This window comes from Bradyrhizobium sp. MOS001, from assembly GCF_004634465.1.
GTDB classification, from domain to species: Bacteria; Pseudomonadota; Alphaproteobacteria; order Rhizobiales; family Xanthobacteraceae; genus Bradyrhizobium; species Bradyrhizobium barranii.
In genome coordinates this window covers 43,617-63,206 of sequence record NZ_SPVJ01000012.1, presented here as the reverse complement: position 1 = coordinate 63,206, position 19,590 = coordinate 43,617, and the positions used below count along the sequence as shown (strand labels likewise).

Annotated in this window: 19 protein-coding genes; 9 read left to right on the top strand and 10 right to left on the bottom strand. The window is 64.9% G+C overall.

Going from position 1 to position 19,590, the window contains the following annotated elements:
* Nucleotides 1-210: 210 nt before the first annotated feature.
* The 4 genes from CT676_RS17895 to CT676_RS17880 all read right to left on the bottom strand — a co-directional run bounded on the left by CT676_RS17895 (nucleotide 211) and on the right by CT676_RS17880 (nucleotide 5,182).
* Nucleotides 211-1,941 (bottom strand): FAD-dependent oxidoreductase, encoded by a 1,731-nt coding sequence (locus CT676_RS17895; RefSeq protein ID WP_085404500.1) that lies wholly within the window; start codon nucleotides 1,939-1,941, stop codon nucleotides 211-213.
* Between the two features lie 59 nt (nucleotides 1,942-2,000).
* Nucleotides 2,001-3,020: a trypsin-like peptidase domain-containing protein gene (locus CT676_RS17890; protein ID WP_071916003.1), complete on the bottom strand. Its 1,020-nt coding sequence runs from the start codon at nucleotides 3,018-3,020 to the stop codon at nucleotides 2,001-2,003.
* 106 nt (nucleotides 3,021-3,126) lie between these two features.
* Complete coding sequence (locus tag CT676_RS17885; RefSeq protein WP_135215065.1) at nucleotides 3,127-3,576, bottom strand: hypothetical protein; 450 nt, start codon at nucleotides 3,574-3,576, stop codon at nucleotides 3,127-3,129.
* Between the two features lie 7 nt (nucleotides 3,577-3,583).
* A complete protein-coding gene (locus CT676_RS17880) occupies nucleotides 3,584-5,182 on the bottom strand; it encodes a GMC family oxidoreductase (protein WP_135215064.1) in 1,599 nt (532 codons plus the stop codon).
* A gap of 201 nt (nucleotides 5,183-5,383) precedes the next feature.
* Between CT676_RS17880 and CT676_RS17875 the strand changes: the two genes are divergently transcribed.
* Nucleotides 5,384-6,172, top strand: a complete 789-nt coding sequence (locus CT676_RS17875; RefSeq protein ID WP_085404503.1) for a thermonuclease family protein — start codon at nucleotides 5,384-5,386, stop codon at nucleotides 6,170-6,172.
* 214 nt (nucleotides 6,173-6,386) lie between these two features.
* Here the strand turns inward: CT676_RS17875 and cyoD are convergent, their stop codons facing one another.
* From cyoD to CT676_RS17855, 4 genes are read right to left on the bottom strand one after another with little or no spacing between them, the layout of a single operon-like run.
* A complete protein-coding gene (gene cyoD, locus CT676_RS17870) occupies nucleotides 6,387-6,776 on the bottom strand; it encodes a cytochrome o ubiquinol oxidase subunit IV (RefSeq protein ID WP_028150137.1) in 390 nt (129 codons plus the stop codon).
* The gene (locus CT676_RS17865) at nucleotides 6,773-7,414 is read right to left on the bottom strand and encodes a cytochrome (ubi)quinol oxidase subunit III (RefSeq protein WP_028150138.1); all 642 of its coding nucleotides are present in this window, start codon (nucleotides 7,412-7,414) and stop codon (nucleotides 6,773-6,775) included. Before CT676_RS17865 ends, cyoD begins: the two co-directional genes overlap by 4 nt.
* Nucleotides 7,414-9,414 carry a cytochrome o ubiquinol oxidase subunit I gene (gene cyoB / locus CT676_RS17860; protein ID WP_085404561.1) on the bottom strand — a complete coding sequence of 667 codons (2,001 nt, stop codon included), beginning with the start codon at nucleotides 9,412-9,414 and terminating at the stop codon, nucleotides 7,414-7,416. Before cyoB ends, CT676_RS17865 begins: the two co-directional genes overlap by 1 nt.
* Complete coding sequence (locus CT676_RS17855) at nucleotides 9,404-10,237, bottom strand: cytochrome ubiquinol oxidase subunit II (protein WP_085404504.1); 834 nt, start codon at nucleotides 10,235-10,237, stop codon at nucleotides 9,404-9,406. The genes cyoB and CT676_RS17855 overlap by 11 nt, the downstream gene beginning before the upstream one ends.
* 233 nt (nucleotides 10,238-10,470) lie before the next feature.
* Here CT676_RS17855 and CT676_RS17850 point away from each other — a divergent pair, with 233 nt between their 5' ends.
* The 3 genes from CT676_RS17850 to CT676_RS17840 are packed head-to-tail and all read left to right on the top strand — an operon-like array spanning nucleotide 10,471 to nucleotide 12,651.
* Nucleotides 10,471-11,283 (top strand): SDR family oxidoreductase, encoded by an 813-nt coding sequence (locus CT676_RS17850; RefSeq protein WP_085404505.1) that lies wholly within the window; start codon nucleotides 10,471-10,473, stop codon nucleotides 11,281-11,283.
* An 11-nt stretch (nucleotides 11,284-11,294) separates the two neighbouring features.
* Entirely contained in the window at nucleotides 11,295-11,849 is a 555-nt protein-coding gene (locus CT676_RS17845; RefSeq protein ID WP_085404506.1) for a carboxymuconolactone decarboxylase family protein, read from the top strand.
* A 1-nt stretch (nucleotide 11,850) separates the two neighbouring features.
* Nucleotides 11,851-12,651 carry an SDR family NAD(P)-dependent oxidoreductase gene (locus CT676_RS17840; RefSeq protein ID WP_085404507.1) on the top strand — a complete coding sequence of 267 codons (801 nt, stop codon included), beginning with the start codon at nucleotides 11,851-11,853 and terminating at the stop codon, nucleotides 12,649-12,651.
* A gap of 46 nt (nucleotides 12,652-12,697) precedes the next feature.
* On the opposite strand, the gene CT676_RS17835 is transcribed toward CT676_RS17840, so the two are convergent.
* Nucleotides 12,698-14,038 (bottom strand): sorbosone dehydrogenase family protein, encoded by a 1,341-nt coding sequence (locus CT676_RS17835; RefSeq protein ID WP_063984870.1) that lies wholly within the window; start codon nucleotides 14,036-14,038, stop codon nucleotides 12,698-12,700.
* A 236-nt stretch (nucleotides 14,039-14,274) separates the two neighbouring features.
* On the opposite strand from CT676_RS17835, the gene CT676_RS17830 reads away from it, so the two are divergent.
* From CT676_RS17830 to CT676_RS17820, 3 genes are all read left to right on the top strand, one after another.
* A complete protein-coding gene (locus tag CT676_RS17830) occupies nucleotides 14,275-15,465 on the top strand; it encodes a urate hydroxylase PuuD (protein WP_085404562.1) in 1,191 nt (396 codons plus the stop codon).
* Nucleotides 15,466-15,617: 152 nt separating this feature from the next.
* Nucleotides 15,618-16,475, top strand: coding sequence for a VOC family protein (locus tag CT676_RS17825; RefSeq protein ID WP_085404508.1), 858 nt, complete (start codon nucleotides 15,618-15,620; stop codon nucleotides 16,473-16,475).
* Nucleotides 16,476-16,554: 79 nt separating this feature from the next.
* The gene (locus tag CT676_RS17820) at nucleotides 16,555-16,830 is read left to right on the top strand and encodes a hypothetical protein (protein WP_085404509.1); all 276 of its coding nucleotides are present in this window, start codon (nucleotides 16,555-16,557) and stop codon (nucleotides 16,828-16,830) included.
* Between the two features lie 157 nt (nucleotides 16,831-16,987).
* On the opposite strand, the gene CT676_RS17815 is transcribed toward CT676_RS17820, so the two are convergent.
* Nucleotides 16,988-17,962, bottom strand: a complete 975-nt coding sequence (locus CT676_RS17815) for a tripartite tricarboxylate transporter substrate binding protein (RefSeq protein WP_085404510.1) — start codon at nucleotides 17,960-17,962, stop codon at nucleotides 16,988-16,990.
* Nucleotides 17,963-18,382: 420 nt separating this feature from the next.
* On the opposite strand from CT676_RS17815, the gene CT676_RS17810 reads away from it, so the two are divergent.
* The gene (locus tag CT676_RS17810; RefSeq protein WP_085404511.1) at nucleotides 18,383-19,054 is read left to right on the top strand and encodes a hypothetical protein; all 672 of its coding nucleotides are present in this window, start codon (nucleotides 18,383-18,385) and stop codon (nucleotides 19,052-19,054) included.
* A complete protein-coding gene (locus CT676_RS17805; protein ID WP_085404512.1) occupies nucleotides 19,051-19,320 on the top strand; it encodes an HGGxSTG domain-containing protein in 270 nt (89 codons plus the stop codon). The genes CT676_RS17810 and CT676_RS17805 overlap by 4 nt, the downstream gene beginning before the upstream one ends.
* Nucleotides 19,321-19,590 lie beyond the last annotated feature (270 nt).

Here is a 19,590-nt window from a genome sequence, read left to right as displayed (position 1 = left end):
ATTGTGGGACGAGCTCGCCACACACTCAGCGTCATCGCCCGGCTTGACCGGGCGATCCAGTACTCCGAGGCGGCTGTGATTGAACGGATGGGCCGCGGCGTACTGGATTCCCCGCTTGCCGCCTACGCTAAAGCTTCGGCGCCCCTGGACCTCAACCCCGGCGAAGCCTTGGCGTAGCCGGGTCGCGGGGAATGACAGCGGTGGAGATGGCTAGACGGGAGTCCCTGCAACCGCAGACGTCGCCGTCACAACACTCCCCTCCGCCAGATGCCGCCCCGCGATATACCCGAACGTCAGCGCCGGCCCGAGCGTGATCCCCGGTCCCGGATAATTCCCATTCATGATCGACCCCATGTCGTTGCCGCAGGCGTACAGACCCGCAACCGGCGTGCCGTCCTCGCGCAGCACGCGCGCCTGGGCATCCACCTTCATGCCGATGGCCGTGCCGAGATCGGCCGGATAGATACGCATCGCGAAGAACGGCGCGCGGAGGATCGGTGCGACACAGGGATTGGGCTTGTGGGTGGCATCGCCGAGGTGGCGCTGATAGATGGTGCTGCCGCGACCGAATTCGGGATCGCGGCCCTGCTTCGCATCAACGTTGTAACCTGCGATCGTCGCCGTGAGCACGGACGGATTGACGCCGATCTTCGCCGCGAGCTGCGCGATGTCGGGAGCCTTGAGCAACTCGCCGCCCGCCACATAGCGCCGGAGGTTGAGCGTAAACGGCTTGATGTGACCGAGGCCGTAGCTCCACAGGAACTGACGGTCGCAGACGAGATAAAACGGCCGGTCCGGCTCGCCATTGCAGTCGCGCAACATCGCCAGCACGAACTCATGGTGGGACAGCGCCTCGTTGACGAAGCGACGGCCGGCCGCGTTGATGGCGATCACGCCGGGCTTGGCGCGGTCGGTCACCGTATGCGGAAAAACGCCTCGGCTGCCATCGTCGCGACGGAACAGCGAGGCCGGCACCCAATAGGCCGGACTCGTCGCCTCCGTGTTGAGCGCGGCACCGGCCGTGGCCGCAAGCCGGAGCCCGTCGCCAGTGCCAGCGGTGCTGGCCGCCGAGACGAAACCAGCCGCGGCCGGGAAGAAGCGTTTGCGCAACACAGCGTCGTGCGAAAAGCCGCCGGTCGCAACCACCACGCCGCGACGCGCGGCGATCAGGCGGTCACGGGAGCCGTGGCGGATGACAACGCCGCCGACGCGATCGCCCTGCATCGACAGGTCCTCGACATCGGCGCAGAAGAGAATCTCGACCTGCCGCGCCAGCAGCGAGGCATAGAGCCGCGCCGCGAGCGCGTTGCCGAGATGCAGCGTCGTGCCGCGCCGATTGCGCAGCCGCTGCAACGCGTATTCCGAAACGAGCCGCGCCGCGCGCAGGGTCGAACGCAACGATTTTCCGGCCCGCCGCAGATGCGGGACGTCGAGGCGGTTGACCATCATCCCGCCGAACAGCGTGAACTCCGGCAGCGGCGCGCGCAGCCGCGCGAAAGGCGCGCCGAGCCGGGTGCCGTCGAACGCGACCGGCTCCAGCACGCGCCCGCCTGATGTCGCGCCCAGTCGCTCCGGATAACAGTCCGGACAGGCTTTCACCGGCTGGAGGCGCACTTCCGTGTTGGCTTCGAGATAGGCGACCGCCTCCGGCCCGCGCGCGAGGAAGGCGGCGCGCAAGCCGGCATTGGCAGGCTCCGGCACCGTGCTCGACAGATACCGGACCGCGTCCGTGATGCTGTCGGACAGCCCTACATCCTTCATCTTGGGATTGGCGGGGATCCAAACCATGCCGTCGCACCAGGCGGTGGTGCCGCCGACGAACGCCGTCTTCTCGATCACCAGCACGCGCAAGCCTTCAGCGGCGGCCACCGCCGCGGCCGTCATGCCCCCGGCGCCGGCGCCGACGACAATGACATCGTAGATCTCATGCGCAGGCATCATGCGGCAAGGGTCCGGGAACGAGGCATGACACCGTCATACCTCGCCCGGAGGCACCAACGCTAGCGCGCCGGCTTGCGCTCGATCGGGTCGATATCGATCGCCCGCAAGCGGCCGAGCCGCAGCACGTCCATGGCGAGCCGCCGGCCGATCCGGTCGCGGTCGAGCACGCGGATCAGATCGTCGACGCCGTTGATATCGACACCATCGAGCTTGATGACGACGTCGCCGGGCAACAGGCCCGCCTTCGCCGCCGGTCCGTCCGGCTCGATCTGCATCAAGAGCGCGCCCATCTTGTTGTCGACGCCGGCCAGTACCGCGTGCCGCCGCGGGACCGGTGCAGTCTGCCCGGCGACGCCGATAAAGGCGCGGCGGACATAGCCGTGGCGGATGATCTCCGACAACACGAACTGCGCGGTGTTGCTGGCGACCGCGAAACAGATGCCTTGCGCGCCGTTGATGATGGCCGTGTTGATGCCGATCACCTCGGCATTCGACGACACCAGCGGACCGCCGGAATTGCCGGGGTTGAGCGCAGCATCGGTCTGGATCACGTCCTCGATGGTGCGCCCGCTCACCGAGCGGATCGAGCGCCCCAGCGCCGAGACCACGCCGGCGGTCACGGTCGATTCGAAGCCGAGCGGATTGCCGATCGCGATCACGAGCTGGCCGCGGCGCAGGGTCTTGGAGTTGCCGAGCGCGGCATAGGGCAAGTCGCGCACGCCGTTGGCGCGGAGCAGCGCCAGATCGGTGTCGGGATCGACGCCGAGTACGCGGGCCTCACCGACGTTACCCTCGACGTCCCGCAGCCGGATCTCCCTGGAGGAACCGACCACGTGGCTGTTGGTGAGCACGAGCCCGTCCGGCGAGATCACGATGCCGGAGCCGAGCCCGCCGCGCTCGCGACCGTTCGGCACCTTTGGCCCGGTCTCGACGCGCACGACGGCGGGACCGACACGGTCGGTCACGTCGATCACGGCGTTGGAATAGGCGTCCAGCAGGGCTCGGTCATCGACCGGGGCAGACGCTGTCGCTCGCGATGACGCGGCGTCATCGACGATGTCTGAGGTAAAATCCAGCATGGCAAGAGTCCTTGAGGCTCACACAAATGGTGGCCTGTTCCTGCCAGCGCAAGGGACCCGCCTGGGGCGCAAGGCTGGGCTGTCAGGACTTGACCTACCAAGGTGGCTAGGGCGCGCGCCGCAGCGTGCCCGCCCTCGCCTTAACCGGGTCGAGCAGCGACCAGTCGCCGTCCGGGAGCACGTAACCCTTGGGGAACGGCGCGCGCAGCTCGATCCCGAGCGAGCGCAGCACCCGGTCGTCGCGGTAATAGCATTGCAGGACGACGCGGACGAGCGTTGCGGCGGCGCCGCCGCCGGAGCTGCGGAACTCCTGCGCCACCGCATCGCGCCTGGCGGCATCGAGCTCGGCGAACGGTTGCCCTGCGAGCCGGGCCAGATGGTCCAGCGCCGCCGCCACCAATTTGGTGTCGCGGCCCAGCGTCGTCAGAATATCGGCCTGGATCGCGGGGTCGTCGGCGCCGGGCACCTTGTACTCGTCGCTGGCGGGAACGATCATCGCAGCGATGGTACGGAGGTCATCGCGTTGGGCGCGGGTGAGTTGATTGTCTGCGGACATGGCGGCCTCAGTCGAACAAGTTTGCGAGGCGCTGCTTCATCTGGTCGGCGATGTAGAGCGCGAGGGCCTGGATGGTGGACGTCGGATTGACGCCGCCCGAGGTGACGAAGATGCTGCCGTCGACGATGAAGAGATTTTTCACGTCGTGCGTGCGGCCCCATTCGTTGACGACGGAGCGTTCGGGGTCGGTGCCCATCCGCACGGTGCCGAGCAGATGCCAGCCGCCCCACGGGATCGGCGAGTTGACGCAGATGTCGGTCGCCCCCGCCATTTCCAGAACCTCGCGGCCGCGCGCGAGCGCATGCTCCATCATCTTCCGGCTGTTCTCGCTGATGGTGTAGTCGATCCTCGGCGCGGGAATGCCGTGGCTGTCCTTCAGGACAGGATCGAGCGTGACGCGATTGTGCTCCTCCGGCAGGTCCTCGCAGATCGCGGAGAATCCCAGCCGATGGCCATTGAGCTTGCGGAAGACGCGGTGATGATCCGCGCCCCACGGTAAAATGCCCCTCTGCTCGCTCACGACAGCCTCGAACACGGGCCCTGCCCCGCGCACGAACTGGACGCCGTAGCCGCGTACGAAACCGCGCGACAGGTCGGTGTCATACCATTCCTTGCTCCACAGGCAGGTCGGCGGCGCGCGGTTGCTGTCGGTCGGCTCCTTCACATAGCCGTAGATCTGCGCATAGGGATGGAACATCAGGTTCTTGCCGACGAGGCCCGACGAATTGGCAAGACCGTGCGGGAAGCGGTTGGATGCCGAGTTGAGCAGCAGCCGGGGCGTGCCGACGCCGTTGCAGGCGATGATGACGACATGCGCCGGCTGGAACTGCTCGACGCCGTCCTTGTCATAATAGACCACGCCCGAGGCCATGCCGTTCTCGTCGGTGGTGATCTCGCGCACCCGGCAATGCGTGCGAAGCTCGACGCCGGCGCGGATCGCGTGCGGCCAATAGGTAATGTCGGTCGAGGATTTTGCACCTTGGGCGCAGGCCGGCGTGCAATGGCCGAGATTGATGCAGCGCGCGCGGCCCTCATAGTCTGTGGTCGCGACCGTCGTGTCCGACGGCCACCAGTGCCAGCCGAGCGTGTTCATGGCCTTGCCGATGATGGCGCCGGACAATCCCATCGGCTGCTGCGGCATCGGCGGATGCGTCAGCGGCGACAGCGGATCGCCCGACAAGCCTGACGTGCCCATGATGCGATCGTTCTCTTCGAAGAACGGCGTCAGCGCGTCGTAGTCGATCGGCCAGTCATCGGCGACGCCGTCGAGCGTCTTGACCTTGAAATCGGAGGGATGCAGCCGCGGCCAGTGCGCGGTGTACATCACCGTCGAGCCGCCGACCGCGTTGTAGTTGACGACCTTGATCGGCGAATTGTCGTCGTTGATCGGATAGTCCTCGGGCCGGCCGCGGACATTCGGGCTCGACGACCACTCCCCGTAGAACTTGGCCTCCCAGTCGCGGCCCGTGCTGGGATATTCCGCTGGGTTCATCCAGCCGCCCTGCTCCAGGCAGAGAATGTGCATCTTGGTCTCGGCCAGCGACCACGCGATCGCGGCGCCTGAAGCGCCGGCGCCGATGATCAGGACGTCCACGGGGTCTTTCATCGAACTTTCTTCCTCCCGCCCTCGCCGCTTCAAGGGCGATCCGGTCTACGCAGGTTTTTGATCGTGCCGAACGATAGGGGCAGACCGGCCGGTCAGTAAAGGCTGGCACGCGAATGTCGCACTTCGCAGGGCGCAGACCATTGGTATCGCGACTTCCGGATGCTAGGAACGAGGCGCCAGAGCAATCGATAGCGAGACGTTATGTCCTTTAGGAATTCATTTGCCGCCGCCCGCGCCTTCGCGCTTGTTTCGTGTCTCGCTCTGTCCGGGTTTCTGGCCTCGTCCGGGCCGGCCTCCGCGCTGACGGCGGCCGCGACCGTCCGGGACGCCAATTCGATCCAGCTCGGCGACGTCACCTACCGCCTCGACGGCGTCGACGCGCCCGAATTGGACCAGGTCTGCATCGACGATCACGCCGATCCCTGGACCTGCGGCATCGAGGCCCGCGACCAGCTGGCGAAGCTGATCAACAAACGCAGCGTGCGCTGTGACGATGTCGGGCCGGAAAAGAGCTTCGGCAAACGGCACCGGGCGATCTGCACCGCCGAGGGCGACAAGGTCTCGTTGAACGAGCAGCTGGTCAAGCTTGGCTATGCCATCGCCCGCGAGCCGATCAAGGCGAACGTCAAGGCTGCCGCGGCCGATGCCAAAACCGCGTCAGCCGGCATCTGGAAGGGCTGCTTTGTTGCACCGCAAGAATTCCGCATGGGCAAGAAGGACGGCGCGCTGCTCGGCGCCGCCTGCCGCGCCGACCGCGACAAGGAAATCCGCGCGGCGCTGTTTCCGGAGGAGCTGACCATGCCGCCGAGTTGCAGCATCAAGGGCAAGCTCGCCGTGCGCGCACGCGTCACCGGCAATATCGGCATCTATCACTTAAGGGGCTGCCCGAGCTATCCCGCGACCACCAAGCCGGACCGCTGGTTCTGCTCGGAGGACGACGCGCAGGCCGCCGGCTTCCGCAAGGCCTACAATTGCCGCCGACCGAAATGAGGAAGCCCGTCACGAGCATGTGAGCGGTAGCCGGAGACAGTATTGATCCGGAATTGAACTCTCTCGGTGGTTGCTACATCTAATATGTACGCAAGCGCTTTGCGCGAGCGTTCCTTGGCAGCAATCCGGCTTCGGTCCGATTGCTTTGCTCGGGCGTTTCCTCCCTAGACTTGGGCCGCTTGTCACAACAAGCGGCTCTTCTTTCTTGTGCGCCCTATTTCCGCATCGGCATGATCTGGTCCATCGGCGGCATGTTCGCATTGAGATGCCCCATGATCCAGACGGTGCCGCCGACGACCAGGAAGACGACCAGAAGGCCGAAGGCGAGCGCCAGCACGTTGTTGGTGTTGTCAGGCCCCGTCGTGATGTGCAGGAAGAACACGAGGTGCACGCCCATCTGCGCGATCGCCAGCACGATCAGAGCGACGGGGATGGATGGCTGCCAGACCAGGTCGGTTCCGGCGATGAAGAATGACGTTGCCGTGAGCAGCAGCGCGAGGCCGAGACCAACGACGTAGCCGAGCACCCGCTCGCCGACGCTGTGTTGCTCTTCCTCGCCCGGTGCGAGATCGTGTCCGGTCCGCACATGCGTCTGATCGCTCATACGGCACTCCCAAGCAGGTAGACGACGGAGAAGACCCCGACCCAGACGATGTCGAGCGCATGCCAGAACAGCGCAAAGCACATCATCCGGCGCAGGACGTCGGCGCGAAAGCCTTTTGCAAAGACCTGGGCCATCATGGTGAGCAGCCACAATATGCCGGCCGAGACGTGCAGGCCGTGGCAGCCCACCAGCGAGAAGAACGACGTCAGGAACGCACTGCGCGACGGGCCATAGCCGCGTGCAACGAGGTCGGCGAACTCGCGGAACTCGATGGTGAGAAAGATCAGTCCGAGCACGCAGGTCACGGTCATGCCGAGATAGAACCAGAACCGGTTGCGCACGTCGGCGGCAATGCTGGCCATGCCGCAGGTGAAGCTCGACAGCAGCAGGCAGACCGTCTCGATCGCGACGTTGCGCTGCTCGAAGATCTCCGAGCCGCTGGGGCCACCCGCGGTCTGGCCGGACAGCACCGCATAGGCCGCGAAGAAGCAGGAGAACATTACGATATCGGAGAGCAGGAAGACCCAGAAGCCGTAGGCGGTCACGATGCGCTTCGATGCCGGGCCTGGATGCTCGACGACGAGCCCGATGTGGTGGGGGTCGGCATGCGCGCGGCCGGCTGTCGCCGTCATCGACATCAGAGCGCTCCCGCCATGCTGACGAGGCTGCGCCGTTCCTCGAGATTGATACGATCGATCGCTGCGACCTCGTCGGCCGGAATGACGTATTCGTCATGATCGCGCCAGGCGAACACGACGAAGGTCGCGAATGCGCCGATGCCGCCCAGGATCACCATCCACCAGATGTGCCAGATCAGCGCGAAGCCCATGATGGTGGCGAAGAACGCGCAGATGAAACCGGTCGGTGAATTCCTGGGCATCTCGATATCCTGATACTCCGGCCGATCATGCTCGAGCTGCTGCTGCTTGGCATGGGCCTTCTGATCCCAATAAGCATCCTCGCCGCGCACATCCGGATAGAAGGCGAAGTTGAACACGGGCGGCGGCGACGAGGTCGCCCATTCCAGCGAGCGCCCGTCCCAGGGATCGCCGGTGCGGTCGCGCAGGGCCTCGCGGTTGCGGATGCTGACCACGAGCTGCACGATCTGGCAGATCACGCCGATCGTCAGCACCGCCATGCCGGCGGCCGCCACGAACATCCATGGCCGCCAGGCCGCGACGTCGTAGTGCTGCATGCGCCGGGTCATGCCGAGCATGCCGGCGATATAGAGCGGAATGAAGGTGACGTAGAAGCCGAGGAACGTGAACCAGAACGCGGCCTTGCCCCAGCGCTCGTCGAGACGAAAGCCGAACGCCTTCGGGAACCAGTATTCGAAGCCGGCGAAGGCGCCGAACAGCACGCCGCCGATGATGACGTTATGGAAGTGCGCCACCAGGAACATGCTGTTGTGGAGCATGAAGTCGGCCGGGGGCACCGCGACCAGCACGCCCGTCAATCCGCCGATGATGAAGGTGACCATGAAGCCGACCGCCCACAGCATCGGCGTCGCAAAGCGGATGCGGCCGCCATACATCGTGAAAAGCCAATTGTAGATCTTCACCCCCGTCGGTATCGCAATGATCATGCTGGCGATGCCGAAGATGGCGTTGACGTCGGGGCCAGCGCCCATCGTGAAGAAATGGTGCAGCCAGACCATGAAGGAGATGACGCAGATCGCCATGGTCGCGAGCACCATCGAGCGGTAGCCGAACAGCGCCTTGCCCGAGAAGGTCGACACCACCTCGGAGAAGATGCCGAAGGCCGGCAATACGAGGATATAGACCTCCGGGTGCCCCCAGGCCCAGATCAGGTTCATGAACATCATGACGTTGCCGCCGGCTTCATTGGTGAAGAAGTGGAAGCCGAGGTAACGGTCGAGCAGCAGCATCGCGAGCGTGGCGGTGAGGATCGGAAAGGCGGCGACGATGAGCAGGTTGGAGGCCAGCGTGGTCCAGCAGAACATCGGCATGCGCAGATAGTTCATTCCCTTGGTGCGCAGCTTCAGCACGGTGGTCACGAGATTGATGCCGGCGACCAGGGTGCCGACGCCGGAGATCTGGAGAGACCAGGCGTAGTAGTCGACGCCGACGCCCGGCGAATAGGACAGTTCCGACAGCGGCGGAAAAGCCAGCCAGCCGGTGCGCGCGAACTCGCCGACCACGAGCGAGATATTGACCAGCAGAGCGCCGGTCGCTGTCAGCCAGAAGCCGACCGAATTCAGCGTTGGGAAAGCAACGTCGCGCACACCGAGTTGAAGCGGCACGATCAGGTTCATCAGCCCGATCACGAACGGCATCGCCGTGAAGAAGATCATGATGGTGCCGTGCGCCGAGAAGATCTGGTTGTAGTGCTCCGGCGGGAGATAGCCTTGTGACTGGTAAGCGACCGCCTGCTGGAGCCGCATCATGATGGCGTCGCTGCCGCCGCGCAGCAGCATGACCGAGGCCAGCAGGATATACATGACGCCAATGCGCTTGTGGTCGACGCTGGTGATCCACTCGTGCCAGAGATACGGCAGATGTCCCTTAACGACGACCCAGATCAGCACGCCGAGGATCGCGACCAGCACCACGGCACCCGCAATGAGGGGTATCGGCTGGTCGAACGGGATCGCCGACCAATCGAGCTTACCGAGCATCGTGGCCTCCACTGTGCGGCCTGCCGGCATCGGAGAGCAGCTCCGGGCCGGGCCCTGGCGGAATGTGCTGGGTTGCGATCAGGTCGAACAGACGGGGATCCGCCAGGCGAAAGGTCAGCCTGTTCTTCTCGATGCCCTGCTGCATCAGCTTCTTGTAGCTGTCCTCGTTCAGCACGGCATCGGTCTTCGCCGTGGTCGCGACCCAGTCTGGGAAGGCGAGCGGCGAGATCACGTTGACGTCGAACATCATGTCGGGAAAGCCGTCGCCGGAGAAATGCGCCGACAGGCCCTGCAACTTGCCCTCATTGTCGGCGCGCAGGTTCAGCTTCGTCACCATGCCGTTCATGGTGTAGATCATGCTGCCGAGCTGCGGGATGAAGAACACGTTCATCACGCTCGACGACGTCAGCTGGAAATTCAGCTCGGCACCGGCCGGCACCGTCAGCGTGTTGACGGTGGCGATGCGCTGGTCCGGATAGATGAAGAGCCATTTCCAGTCGAGCGAGACCGCCTGGATGCGGACTGGACTGCCGGTGCCCGGCACGGGCGCGGCGGGATCGAGCTGGTGCGAGCCGATCCAGGCGACGCCGCCGAGCAGGATCACGGTGAGCGCGGGGATCGCCCACACCACCATCTCGACGCGGCCGGAATAGACGAAGTCAGGCTGGTAACGTGCTCTCGGATTGGACGCGCGAAACCAGAACGCAAAGGCCAAAATCGCGAAAATGGTCGGCACCACGATCACGAGCATGATGAAGACGGAATCGACCAGGATGGTGCTGTTGGCGACAGCCACCGGCCCTTGTGGATCGAGCAGATTCATCGGCAAGCCACTGACGATTGGGAAACCCCAGGCGAGAGCCTAGCGCGGAAAAGCCCCCGCAACAAACGCAAGCTCGGCAGAACGGTTCCGCGACATGCCCGCTTAATCGCGCGCCGTGCCGCCCGGCGGCATGCAATTCCATGCGATGTCAATGACATCTGCGCGGGACCATCGGCCTTCTCTCCTGTCAGGGCGATTGCTAATCTGCACGAAAATAATTGGGATGAAACGACATGCAGGGCCCCGAGGACGATGCCGGCCTCGCCGGCAAGGTGGCGCTGATCAGCGGCGGTGGCGCCGCTGGCGACGGCATCGGTAACGGCCGCGCTGCAGCAATTCTGTTGGCCCGCGCCGGAGCAAAAGTGCTGGTGGCCGATCGCGACCTCAAGCTCGCCGAGCGCACCGTGGAGATGATCCGGGACGAGGGTGGCACGGCAGCGGCGCATGGCGGCGACGTCACCAGCGAAGCCGATTGCAAGACACTGGTCGAAGCTACACTCGACCGCTGGGGCCGGCTAGATTTCCTCGACAACAATGTCGGCATCGGCAGCCGTGGCAGCGTGGTCGACGAGACACCCGAGCAGTATCGCCGTGTCATGCAGGTCAACGTCGAGACGATGTTCCTGCTCTCCAAGCACGCGATCCCCGCGATGATCAAGACCGCCAAGGGCGGCGCGATCGTCAATATCTCCTCGATCTCGGCGCTGCGGCCGCGCGGGCTCACGACCTACACGACATCGAAGGCCGCCATCATCGGTCTGACGCGCGCCATGGCTGTCGATCACGGCCGCGACAACATCCGCGTCAACTGCATCTGCCCCGGCCCGATGTACACGCCGATGGTCTATGCCCGCGGCATGAGCGAGCGGGCCCGCGCCAACCGCGCCAGGGCCTCGCTGCTGAAGACCGAAGGCACCGGCTGGGATGTCGGCCACGCCGTCAAATTCCTGCTCAGCAACTTTGCACGCTACATCACCGGCCAGGTGTTGGTGGTCGACGGCGGCGTGACGCTGCAAGCGCCGGAACGTGAATCACAGGAACACTGAAAGGAACACGGATGGCCCGCCTACCCTATCTCGAGGCCGACCAGGTCGCGCCCGAATATCGCGACATGCTCAAGCGCAACACGAACCTGCACAAGCTGCTGGTCAACTCGCCGGAGATGGCGCGCGCCTTCAACGGCATCGGCAGCTATATTCGCTTCAAGAGCAAGCTCGACCCGCGGCTGCGAGAGCTCGCGATCCTCCAGGTCGGCTGGATGGAGAAGTCGGAATACGAATTCACCCACCATGTGAAGATCGGCAAGGAGTTTGGCGTCACCGACGAGGACATCACAGGCCTGATGGCGGAGACCGAGGGCAAGCCGTCGAAGCTGGAGCCGCTCGCAAAAGCGATCCTGAAAGGCGCCCGCGAGATGGTGCGCCAGCTCGCGATGTCGGATGCCACCTTCGCCGAGATCAGGCAGCATCTCTCCGACGAGCACATGGTCGACCTCGTACTCACCATCGCCTTCTATTGTGGTGTGGTGCGGGCGCTCGCCACCATGAAGATCGACAACGAACCGTATTACAAAGAGGTACTCCAGCAGTACCCGATCCCGGGAGTGAAGTGACATGCGCTTGAAGGACAAGGTCGCGATCGTCGTCGGCGCCGGCCAGAGCCCCGGTGAAGGCATGGGCAACGGCCGCGCCACCGCGCTGACCTTCGCGCGCGAGGGTGCCAAAGTGCTGTGCGTCGACCACCACCTGGAATCGGCGCAGGAAACCGTCGATCTGATCGCAGCGGAGCAAGGCACCGCTGCGGCCTTCAAGGCCGACGTGACCAAATCCGCGGACATCAAGGCGATGGTCGTGGACGCGCAGGCGCGCTGGGGCCGCATCGACGTGCTGCACAACAATGTCGGCGTCAGCCTGTCCGGGGGCGATGCCGAGCTGCTTCAAATCACCGAGGAGGCGTTCGACCGTGTCGTCGCCATCAATCTGAAGAGCTGCATTCTCGCCGCGAAGGAAGTGATCCCGATCATGCGCGCGCAAGGAAGCGGCGCCATCATCAACATCTCCTCGATGGCCGCGATTACGACCTATCCTTACGTCGCCTACAAGGCGACGAAGTCGGCGATGATCGCCTTCACCGAGCAGCTCGCCTACCAGAACGCCGAATACGGCATCCGTGCCAACGTCATCCTGCCCGGCCTGATGAACACGCCGATGGCCGTCGACACCCGCGCCCGCGAGTGGCACAAGACCCGCGCCGAGGTCGAAGCCGAGCGCGACAGCAAGGTGCCGCTGCGCAAGAAGATGGGCACCGGCTGGGACGTCGCGAACGCCGCGCTGTTTTTGGCGTCGGACGAAGCGAATTTCATCACGGGCGTGACGCTGCCGGTGGACGGTGGCGCGAGTGTGAGACGGGGGTAATTCGAGCGCGCTGCTTACCCTCCCCTGGAGGGGGAGGGAAACAGCGTCACTGCGGTGCGCGCGTCGCCCGCCAGATGGTGCCATTGCCGTCCTCCGACACCAGCAGCGATCCATCCTTCGCCACGGCGACACCAACCGGCCTTCCCCAGACCTCCGTGTCACTCACGACAAACCCCGTGACGAAATCCTCGTACTCGCCGGTGGGCTTGCCGTCCTTCATCCTGATACGGATCACCTTGTAGCCGGTGCGCTTGGAGCGGTTCCAGGAGCCGTGCTCAGCGGCGAAGGCATCGCCTTGATAGTCGGACGGAAACTGCGTGCCCTGATAGAAAGTCATGCCGAGCGAAGCCGAGTGCGGCTGGATCAGCACGTCGGGCACCGTCACCTTGTCCTTGAGATCCGGCCGCGCGCCGGCGTGGCGCGGATCTTCGTTGCCGCCGATATAGAACCACGGCCAGCCGTAGAACGCGCCCTCCTTCACGCTGGTGACGTAATCGGGCACGAGATCGTCGCCGAGCCCGTCGCGCTCATTGGTCGAGCACCAGGGCAGCCCGCTCTGCGGCTCGATCGCAAGACCGACGCAATTGCGGATGCCGGTGGCATAAATCTTCCGGTCCTTGCCGTCAGGCGTGAATGCCATCACGGTGGCGCGCTCGAGCTCACTGGCCCAGGCCGCGCCGAGCGGCTGCGTCTTCGACCAGCCATCCAATCCGCCCGGCGGCGTCCCCATGCCCTCGGCGACGTTGCTGAGCGAGCCGACCGAGACCAGCATGCGCTTGTTGTCGGGCGTGAAGACGATGTCGCGGGTGGAATGGCTGCCGTCCTGCGGCAGGCTTGCCACGATCGTCTCCGCCCTGCCGCGCGCCTTGAGATCGCCGGCCTGATAGGGAAACCGGACGACGCTGTCGGTGTTGGCGATATAGACCCATTGCGGATTGTCGCCGTTCGGAAAGAAGGCGATGCCGAACGGCCGTCTCAATCCGCTGGCAAACACCTCGTTGGTCGCGGCCTTGCCGCCATCCCCGGCGCGCAGCACGCGGATGGCGTCGGCCCGCGTCTCCGCGACGAAGACATCGCCGTTCGGCGCGACCCTCACAATGCGCGGCGCGCGCAAGCCTTCGGCGAACAGCTCGATCTTGAAACCCGCCGGCACACGTGGCGTGGCCTCCGGCGGTCGCGACGCCACACGCGCGGTGCTCGCAACCGACCGTGTCGCGCCGGGCCTGACGAGGTCCTGCGGCCGGATCAACCTGACCGTGCCGGGCTTGTCGGCCTGCCAATCGCCATAGGCGTCCTTGCCTTGCAGAACCGGCTCGGCCTGCGCGCTGGCAGCAACCGCGACCAGCAATCCCGCAGCCGTTGCTGCGGACGAAATCCTGCTTTTCACGTCGTCTTCCTCCCAGCCTGCGCGTCCTGAACGTCGACGCTTATAGGTCCGCAAATGTTCTACGGCAGTTCAAACACCTGCCGAATCCCACGTCAGCTCATGCCCGCACGATGTGCATCGGCCACGGCCCATCGTACTGGAAAATGCGGCAGATCGGTGCGACACATTGTAAGGGCGCGACCGCCGGTTGCGGTCATCAAAGCTGCGGCATCCAGGTCGCAATTGATGGGGTGATCATGTGGGGATCCATCATATCGGAATGGGCGAGCCTGCTGCTGCGCTGGCTGCACGTGGTGGCGGCGATCGCCTGGATCGGCAGTTCCTTCTACTTCATCGCCCTCGATCTCAGCCTGAAGCCGAAGACTGACCTGCCGGACGGCGTGCAGGGCGAAGCCTGGCAGGTCCATGGCGGCGGCTTCTACCGGATCATGAAATATCTGGTGGCTCCGAGCCAGATGCCGGAGGAGCTGACCTGGTTCAAATGGGAGGCCTACACCACCTGGCTGTCCGGCTTCGCGCTGATGGTGGTGGTGTACTATCTCGATGCCGACCTGTTCCTGGTCGACAAGTCGATTCTCGACCTCACACCGATCCAGGCCGGGCTGTTCAGCTTCTGCAGCCTGGCGCTGGCATGGCTGCTCTATGAGGCGGCCTGCCGCACCGGGCTTGCGCAGCGCGAGCTGCCCTTTGCCATCGGCGGCTATCTGTTCCTGGTCGCGCTCACTTACGCCTTCACCCACGTCCTGAGCGGGCGCGGCGCCTTCAACCAGATTGGGGCGATCATCGGCACCATCATGGTCGCCAACGTGTTCGCATTGATCATCCCGAACCAGAAGAAGATCGTGGCCAGCCTGATCGCGGGACAGGCGCCCGATCCGAAGCTCGGCAAGGCCAGCAAGGAGCGCTCGGTTCACAACAACTACCTGACCTTGCCCGTCGTCGTGCTGATGATCAGCAATCACTATCCTCTGCTCTACGCGACGCGCTTCAACTGGATCATCGTCGCGATCATTCTGGCGCTCGGCCCCGTGATCCGCCACTTCTTCAACGAGCGGCACGCGGGGCACAAATCGCCGTGGTGGGTGTGGGGTGTCGCCGCATTGGGCGTGATTGCGATCCTCTTGCTCTCCGCCGCAGGCCCGCGCGAGGTCAAGACGGGCGCGCTGTCGGCACAGCCGACGCGCGCCAATGTCGAGGAGATCGTGATGTCCCGTTGCAGCATGTGCCACGCGGCAGAGCCGGTCTGGGCCGGCATCGTGACCGCGCCCAAAGGCATCTTGCTCGACGCGCCCGAGCACATCCATCGCAACATCCGCCTGATCGGCCGCGTGGCGGCGTGGTCCAATGCGATGCCGCCGGGCAACATCACCGACATGACCAGCGAGGAGCGCGCCATTCTCGCCGCCTATATCGAGCAGGCGCAGTGACGCCATCGCGCGTCGATACCGCATTTCGCGAAATGAAATTCCGCATCTAGCGCCGATTTGAAAATGACTTGATCGCCTATCCGGCGTAGACAGGGCCAGCGGCCGCTGGCGCGGTCCAGATCGAAATTTGCATTTGCTGCGGGGAAAGAACAGTGGCCCTCAAGAACATCATCGGTATCGACCACGCCGTGGTCATGGTTCGGGACCTCGACAAGGCCGCCGAAAACTACAGGCAGCTCGGTTTCACCCTGTCGCCGCGCGGCACCCACAGCGCGCATATGGGCACCGGCAACTACACCATCATGTTCGACCCCGACTATATGGAGCTGCTCGGCGTGCTGGTGGCGACTGAGCACAACGCACCGGCCCGCGCCTTCGTCGACAGGCACGGCGAGGGCATCGAGCGCATCGCCTTCACGGCGATCGACAGCGCAGCCGGCGCCGAGGAGATCCGTGCGCGCGGCCTGACGCCGATCGGCCCGACCGATTTCGAACGGCCGGTGACGCTGCCCGATGGCACGATCTCGGCTGCAAAATTCCGCACCTTCATGTGGCCGACCGCTGAGGCGCCCGGCGGCGTGCGCATCTTCGCCTGCCAGCACAAGACCCGCGAGACGGTGTGGATTCCTGAATTGATGAAGCACGCCAATGCGGCGAAGCGGATCAGGCAGACGCTGATCGCAACGCCCGAGCCCGCGCAGGATGCGGCGCATCTCGGCCGCCTAATCGACCGCGAACCGAAGGCGGAAGCCGACGGTGCAGTCGCCGTGCCGTCCGGCGGCGACCGCGCCGACTTCGTCTATCTGACGCTGGACCAGCTCGGCAGACGCTATCCCGGCGTGCCGCTCACCGGCCTTTCCGCGCGCGGTGGCGCCGCCCTGGTCCTCGTCAGCGGCGATCTCGCAGCCACCGAGAAGGCGTTGGGTCCGGCTGCGTTGCGCAGCGGGGCCGCGATCTGCGTGCCACCGGCCAAGGCCAACGGCACCCTGCTCGCCTTCGTTGCCGGCTGATTTGAACTAATTCTTTAACAAGCGTTTACCGGGCAAGCCTAGGCTTTTCGGGCTTTTCACGCCGCCCGAGGCCAAGCGCATGTTCAAAGAGGAATCGCCGATCGCCTATGACGCGCCGGCCGAACTGAAGAAGTGGCCGTCGCTGAAAGGCGAGAGACAGAAGGACCGGGGTCCGCCCTATCTCGTCTACAACGGCACGCTCGCCGACTGCGTTCGCGTGCTCATGGATAAGCCGATCAAGGGCATTTCGCTCTATGACATCATGACGAAGCCGCAGCCGGCTTTTGAGCAAACGGTGCTGTCGCCCGGCGACGCCGCCGAGATCGCGATGCGCAAGGATTTTCCCAAGGACTAGCTCGAAGCCCGCTTCGCGGCCGGTTTTCCCTGCTGCTTTAATGAGGATTCCGTCGGCGCATCGAGGAAGACGACCGGCGCGAAGGCCCGCGCCGTGCGCCTCGCATCGAGCGAGCCCTGATCCGCTACCGCAAGCAGATCCTCTCGCGTGACGCCCCCTACTCCGCCTTGATGTTCGCGGCCGCGACGACCTCGGCAAGATCCGTCGTCTCCTTGGCGATCTTCGCGGCGTAGTCGGCCGGGCTGAGCACGCTGACGACGCCTTGCGACTCCAGGCGCTCCTGCAACGCCGGATCCCTGGCGGCGGCGACGATCTCACGGTGCAGCGTCTCGCGGATCGGCGCGGGCACGGCCTTCGGCATGAAGAAGCCGACCCAGAACGAGATATCGAAGCCGGGATAGCCGGCCTCCGCGACGGTCGGCACGTCAGGCAGCGCCGGCAGCCGCTCGGCCGATGACACCGCAAGCGCGCGCAGCTTGCCGGCCTTCACCAGCGGGACGGCGGACAAGGGATCGAACACCGCCAGGACCTCCTGCGCGAGGATGCCGACCTCGGATGCCGCGCCGCCGCGATAGGGCACGTGAATCAGCTTGATGCCGGCCTTCTGGCTGAGCAGCTCCATGGCGAGATGGGCAAGGTTGCCGTTGCCGCCCGAGCCGTAGGCGAGCGCGCCGGGCGCGGCCTTCGCCGCCGCGACCAGATCGGCGACGGTGTTGATGTTGGCCGTTTTGGGATTCTCGGGATTGACCACCAGAACGAGCGGCGCCGAGATGACGGTGGTGAGCGGCGCAAAATCGCCTTGCGGATCGTAGCGGGCGTCCTTGAACAGCGTCTTGTTGAGCGTGATCGTGGACGAGTTACAGGCGAGGATGGTGTAGCCGTCCGCGTCCGCGCGCGCCACGCCCTCGGCTGCGATCATGCCGTTGGCGCCGGCGCGGTTCTCGACCACGAAGGGTTGGCCGAGCTTGTTGCTCAGCCGGTCGCCGACGATGCGCGCGACCACATCGACCGGGCCGCCCGCGCTGAAGCCGACCATGATCTTGACCGGACGCGTCGGATATTTCTGCGCGAGAGCCTCGGTCGTCACGCACAATCCGGCGACAATCGCCAGCAGGCGAAGCGTTCGTTGCATTCGTTCTCTCCCCGGACCCGCGCTGCCGCTTTTGCATGGTGCGGCGCCTCTGGAGATCATGATTAGCGGTCGCGCCGGATTTCGCAATCGCGTTTGCACGCCGGCATTCCGTCGTGCGGCACGCGAGAGCCGCATCCAAACAAAAAATGCGAAAACAACCCCATGCACAGTAGCCGGCCCCTGTCAGGACAAGGACTTGCGCAGGACAAGAACCTTCGGATACCACGAAATGCAGTTTGACACGTCGGGCAAAACACCGGCATGATGGCATCATCGCAACAATCGCCAGCGTCCAGGCCGCCCGCTCCTCGGGCGACTCGCCGCGATCGCGCGCAAGCCTCTCATCGACATCTCAAAATTCGTAGCCGCGCAGCACGCGAGCGGTCGTTCGCGCACCTGCGCCGGTAAAGGACACGACACATGACGACATCCCCCGATCGCCACACCACGCCGCCGGTTGCGGCAAACGATCGCAGCGACCCGGCTGCGAGCCCGCGCGTCAAACTCTACAGGCGGCGCATTGCCATCGATCATCCCGACCCGAGAACCGGCGAACGGCTGCTAGCCGACGCGCTCGGTGCCGTCGACCGTGACGCGTTGCAAGGCATCCTGAAGCAATTGGTGAAGGCCAGCGTGACTGCGCAGAAGCCGGACGAGGCCAATCTCGCCTTCATGATCTCGATGATGAAGAGCATCGCGCCGCGGGACTCCATCGAGGCCATGCTGGCGGCACAGATGGTCTCCATTCACGTCCTGGCGATGCGCTGCGCCCATCGCCTCGCCTTCGCTGACGACATCCCGCGGCAGGACAGCGCGTCACGCGCGCTCGCCAAGCTGGCGCGAATCTTTCCGGCCCAGGTCGAGGCGCTCAACCGGTACCGCAACAATGGCGAGCGGGCGATCACGGTGGAGAGTCTGACGGTGCAGGATGGCGCAGGAGCCATCGCGAGCCACCCCGTCCAGCACACGGGCATGATCGTAACGGAGCAAAGCGTCGCGGACACGCCGATGGGAGCAGGATCGGTCTCGCCTCGCGAAGCCGGCGAAGGCGAACATGAACTGGTCGATGCCGCACAAGGTGCCACCGCATGAGCGGCGATCACCCCCGCAACATGGCTGCGATGCTGGCGAGTCCGCGCTGCGGCGCCAGGACACGCAGCGGCAGCGCCTGCCTCGCGCCGGCGGTGCACGGCAAGACCCGCTGCCGCATGCATGGCAGCGCCGCGAGATCAGGCGCACCGAAGGGAAATCAAAATGCGCGGAAGCATGGGCTATTCACGCAGGACCGGATCGCAGAACGAAGGGCGATACGGGCGTTGCTGGGCGAGACGCGGAAGCTGCTGCAGGAGCTGGGCTAGGCCGTGTGCCCATAAACCCCGCGGCGTGATGCGAAGGCTACGTCTGCGTTGCCCCAATAGCGACCAGGTTCGTGCGGCAAGGCAAGAGGTCGCGATGGGCCAGAAGGCGACATTTATTCAGATCAACTCGGGGATGCACTTGCAAAACCAAGAATCGCAACCTTAGCGCCGTTTGCCACGAGCATGAGATCGATCAGCTCAACGGGATGCTCTAGATCGGCAGGCTCTCGCGGCCGAGCGCGAGCGGCTGATCAAGTCGGTTGAAATGAC

Coding starts and splice junctions, on each gene's coding strand:
- CT676_RS17840 (WP_085404507.1), top strand. CDS start 11,851: ATGCGCTTGAAGGACAAGGTCGCGATCGTCGTCGGCGCCGGCCAGAGC.
- CT676_RS17850 (WP_085404505.1), top strand. CDS start 10,471: ATGCAGGGCCCCGAGGACGATGCCGGCCTCGCCGGCAAGGTGGCGCTG.
- CT676_RS17820 (WP_085404509.1), top strand. CDS start 16,555: ATGTTCAAAGAGGAATCGCCGATCGCCTATGACGCGCCGGCCGAACTG.
- CT676_RS17865 (WP_028150138.1), bottom strand. CDS start 7,414: ATGTCGATGACGGCGACAGCCGGCCGCGCGCATGCCGACCCCCACCAC.
- CT676_RS17845 (WP_085404506.1), top strand. CDS start 11,295: ATGGCCCGCCTACCCTATCTCGAGGCCGACCAGGTCGCGCCCGAATAT.
- cyoB (WP_085404561.1), bottom strand. CDS start 9,414: ATGCTCGGTAAGCTCGATTGGTCGGCGATCCCGTTCGACCAGCCGATA.
- CT676_RS17875 (WP_085404503.1), top strand. CDS start 5,384: ATGTCCTTTAGGAATTCATTTGCCGCCGCCCGCGCCTTCGCGCTTGTT.
- CT676_RS17895 (WP_085404500.1), bottom strand. CDS start 1,941: ATGATGCCTGCGCATGAGATCTACGATGTCATTGTCGTCGGCGCCGGC.
- CT676_RS17890 (WP_071916003.1), bottom strand. CDS start 3,020: ATGCTGGATTTTACCTCAGACATCGTCGATGACGCCGCGTCATCGCGA.
- CT676_RS17855 (WP_085404504.1), bottom strand. CDS start 10,237: ATGAATCTGCTCGATCCACAAGGGCCGGTGGCTGTCGCCAACAGCACC.
- cyoD (WP_028150137.1), bottom strand. CDS start 6,776: ATGAGCGATCAGACGCATGTGCGGACCGGACACGATCTCGCACCGGGC.
- CT676_RS17830 (WP_085404562.1), top strand. CDS start 14,275: ATGTGGGGATCCATCATATCGGAATGGGCGAGCCTGCTGCTGCGCTGG.
- CT676_RS17815 (WP_085404510.1), bottom strand. CDS start 17,962: ATGCAACGAACGCTTCGCCTGCTGGCGATTGTCGCCGGATTGTGCGTG.
- CT676_RS17805 (WP_085404512.1), top strand. CDS start 19,051: ATGAGCGGCGATCACCCCCGCAACATGGCTGCGATGCTGGCGAGTCCG.
- CT676_RS17880 (WP_135215064.1), bottom strand. CDS start 5,182: ATGAAAGACCCCGTGGACGTCCTGATCATCGGCGCCGGCGCTTCAGGC.
- CT676_RS17810 (WP_085404511.1), top strand. CDS start 18,383: ATGACGACATCCCCCGATCGCCACACCACGCCGCCGGTTGCGGCAAAC.
- CT676_RS17885 (WP_135215065.1), bottom strand. CDS start 3,576: ATGTCCGCAGACAATCAACTCACCCGCGCCCAACGCGATGACCTCCGT.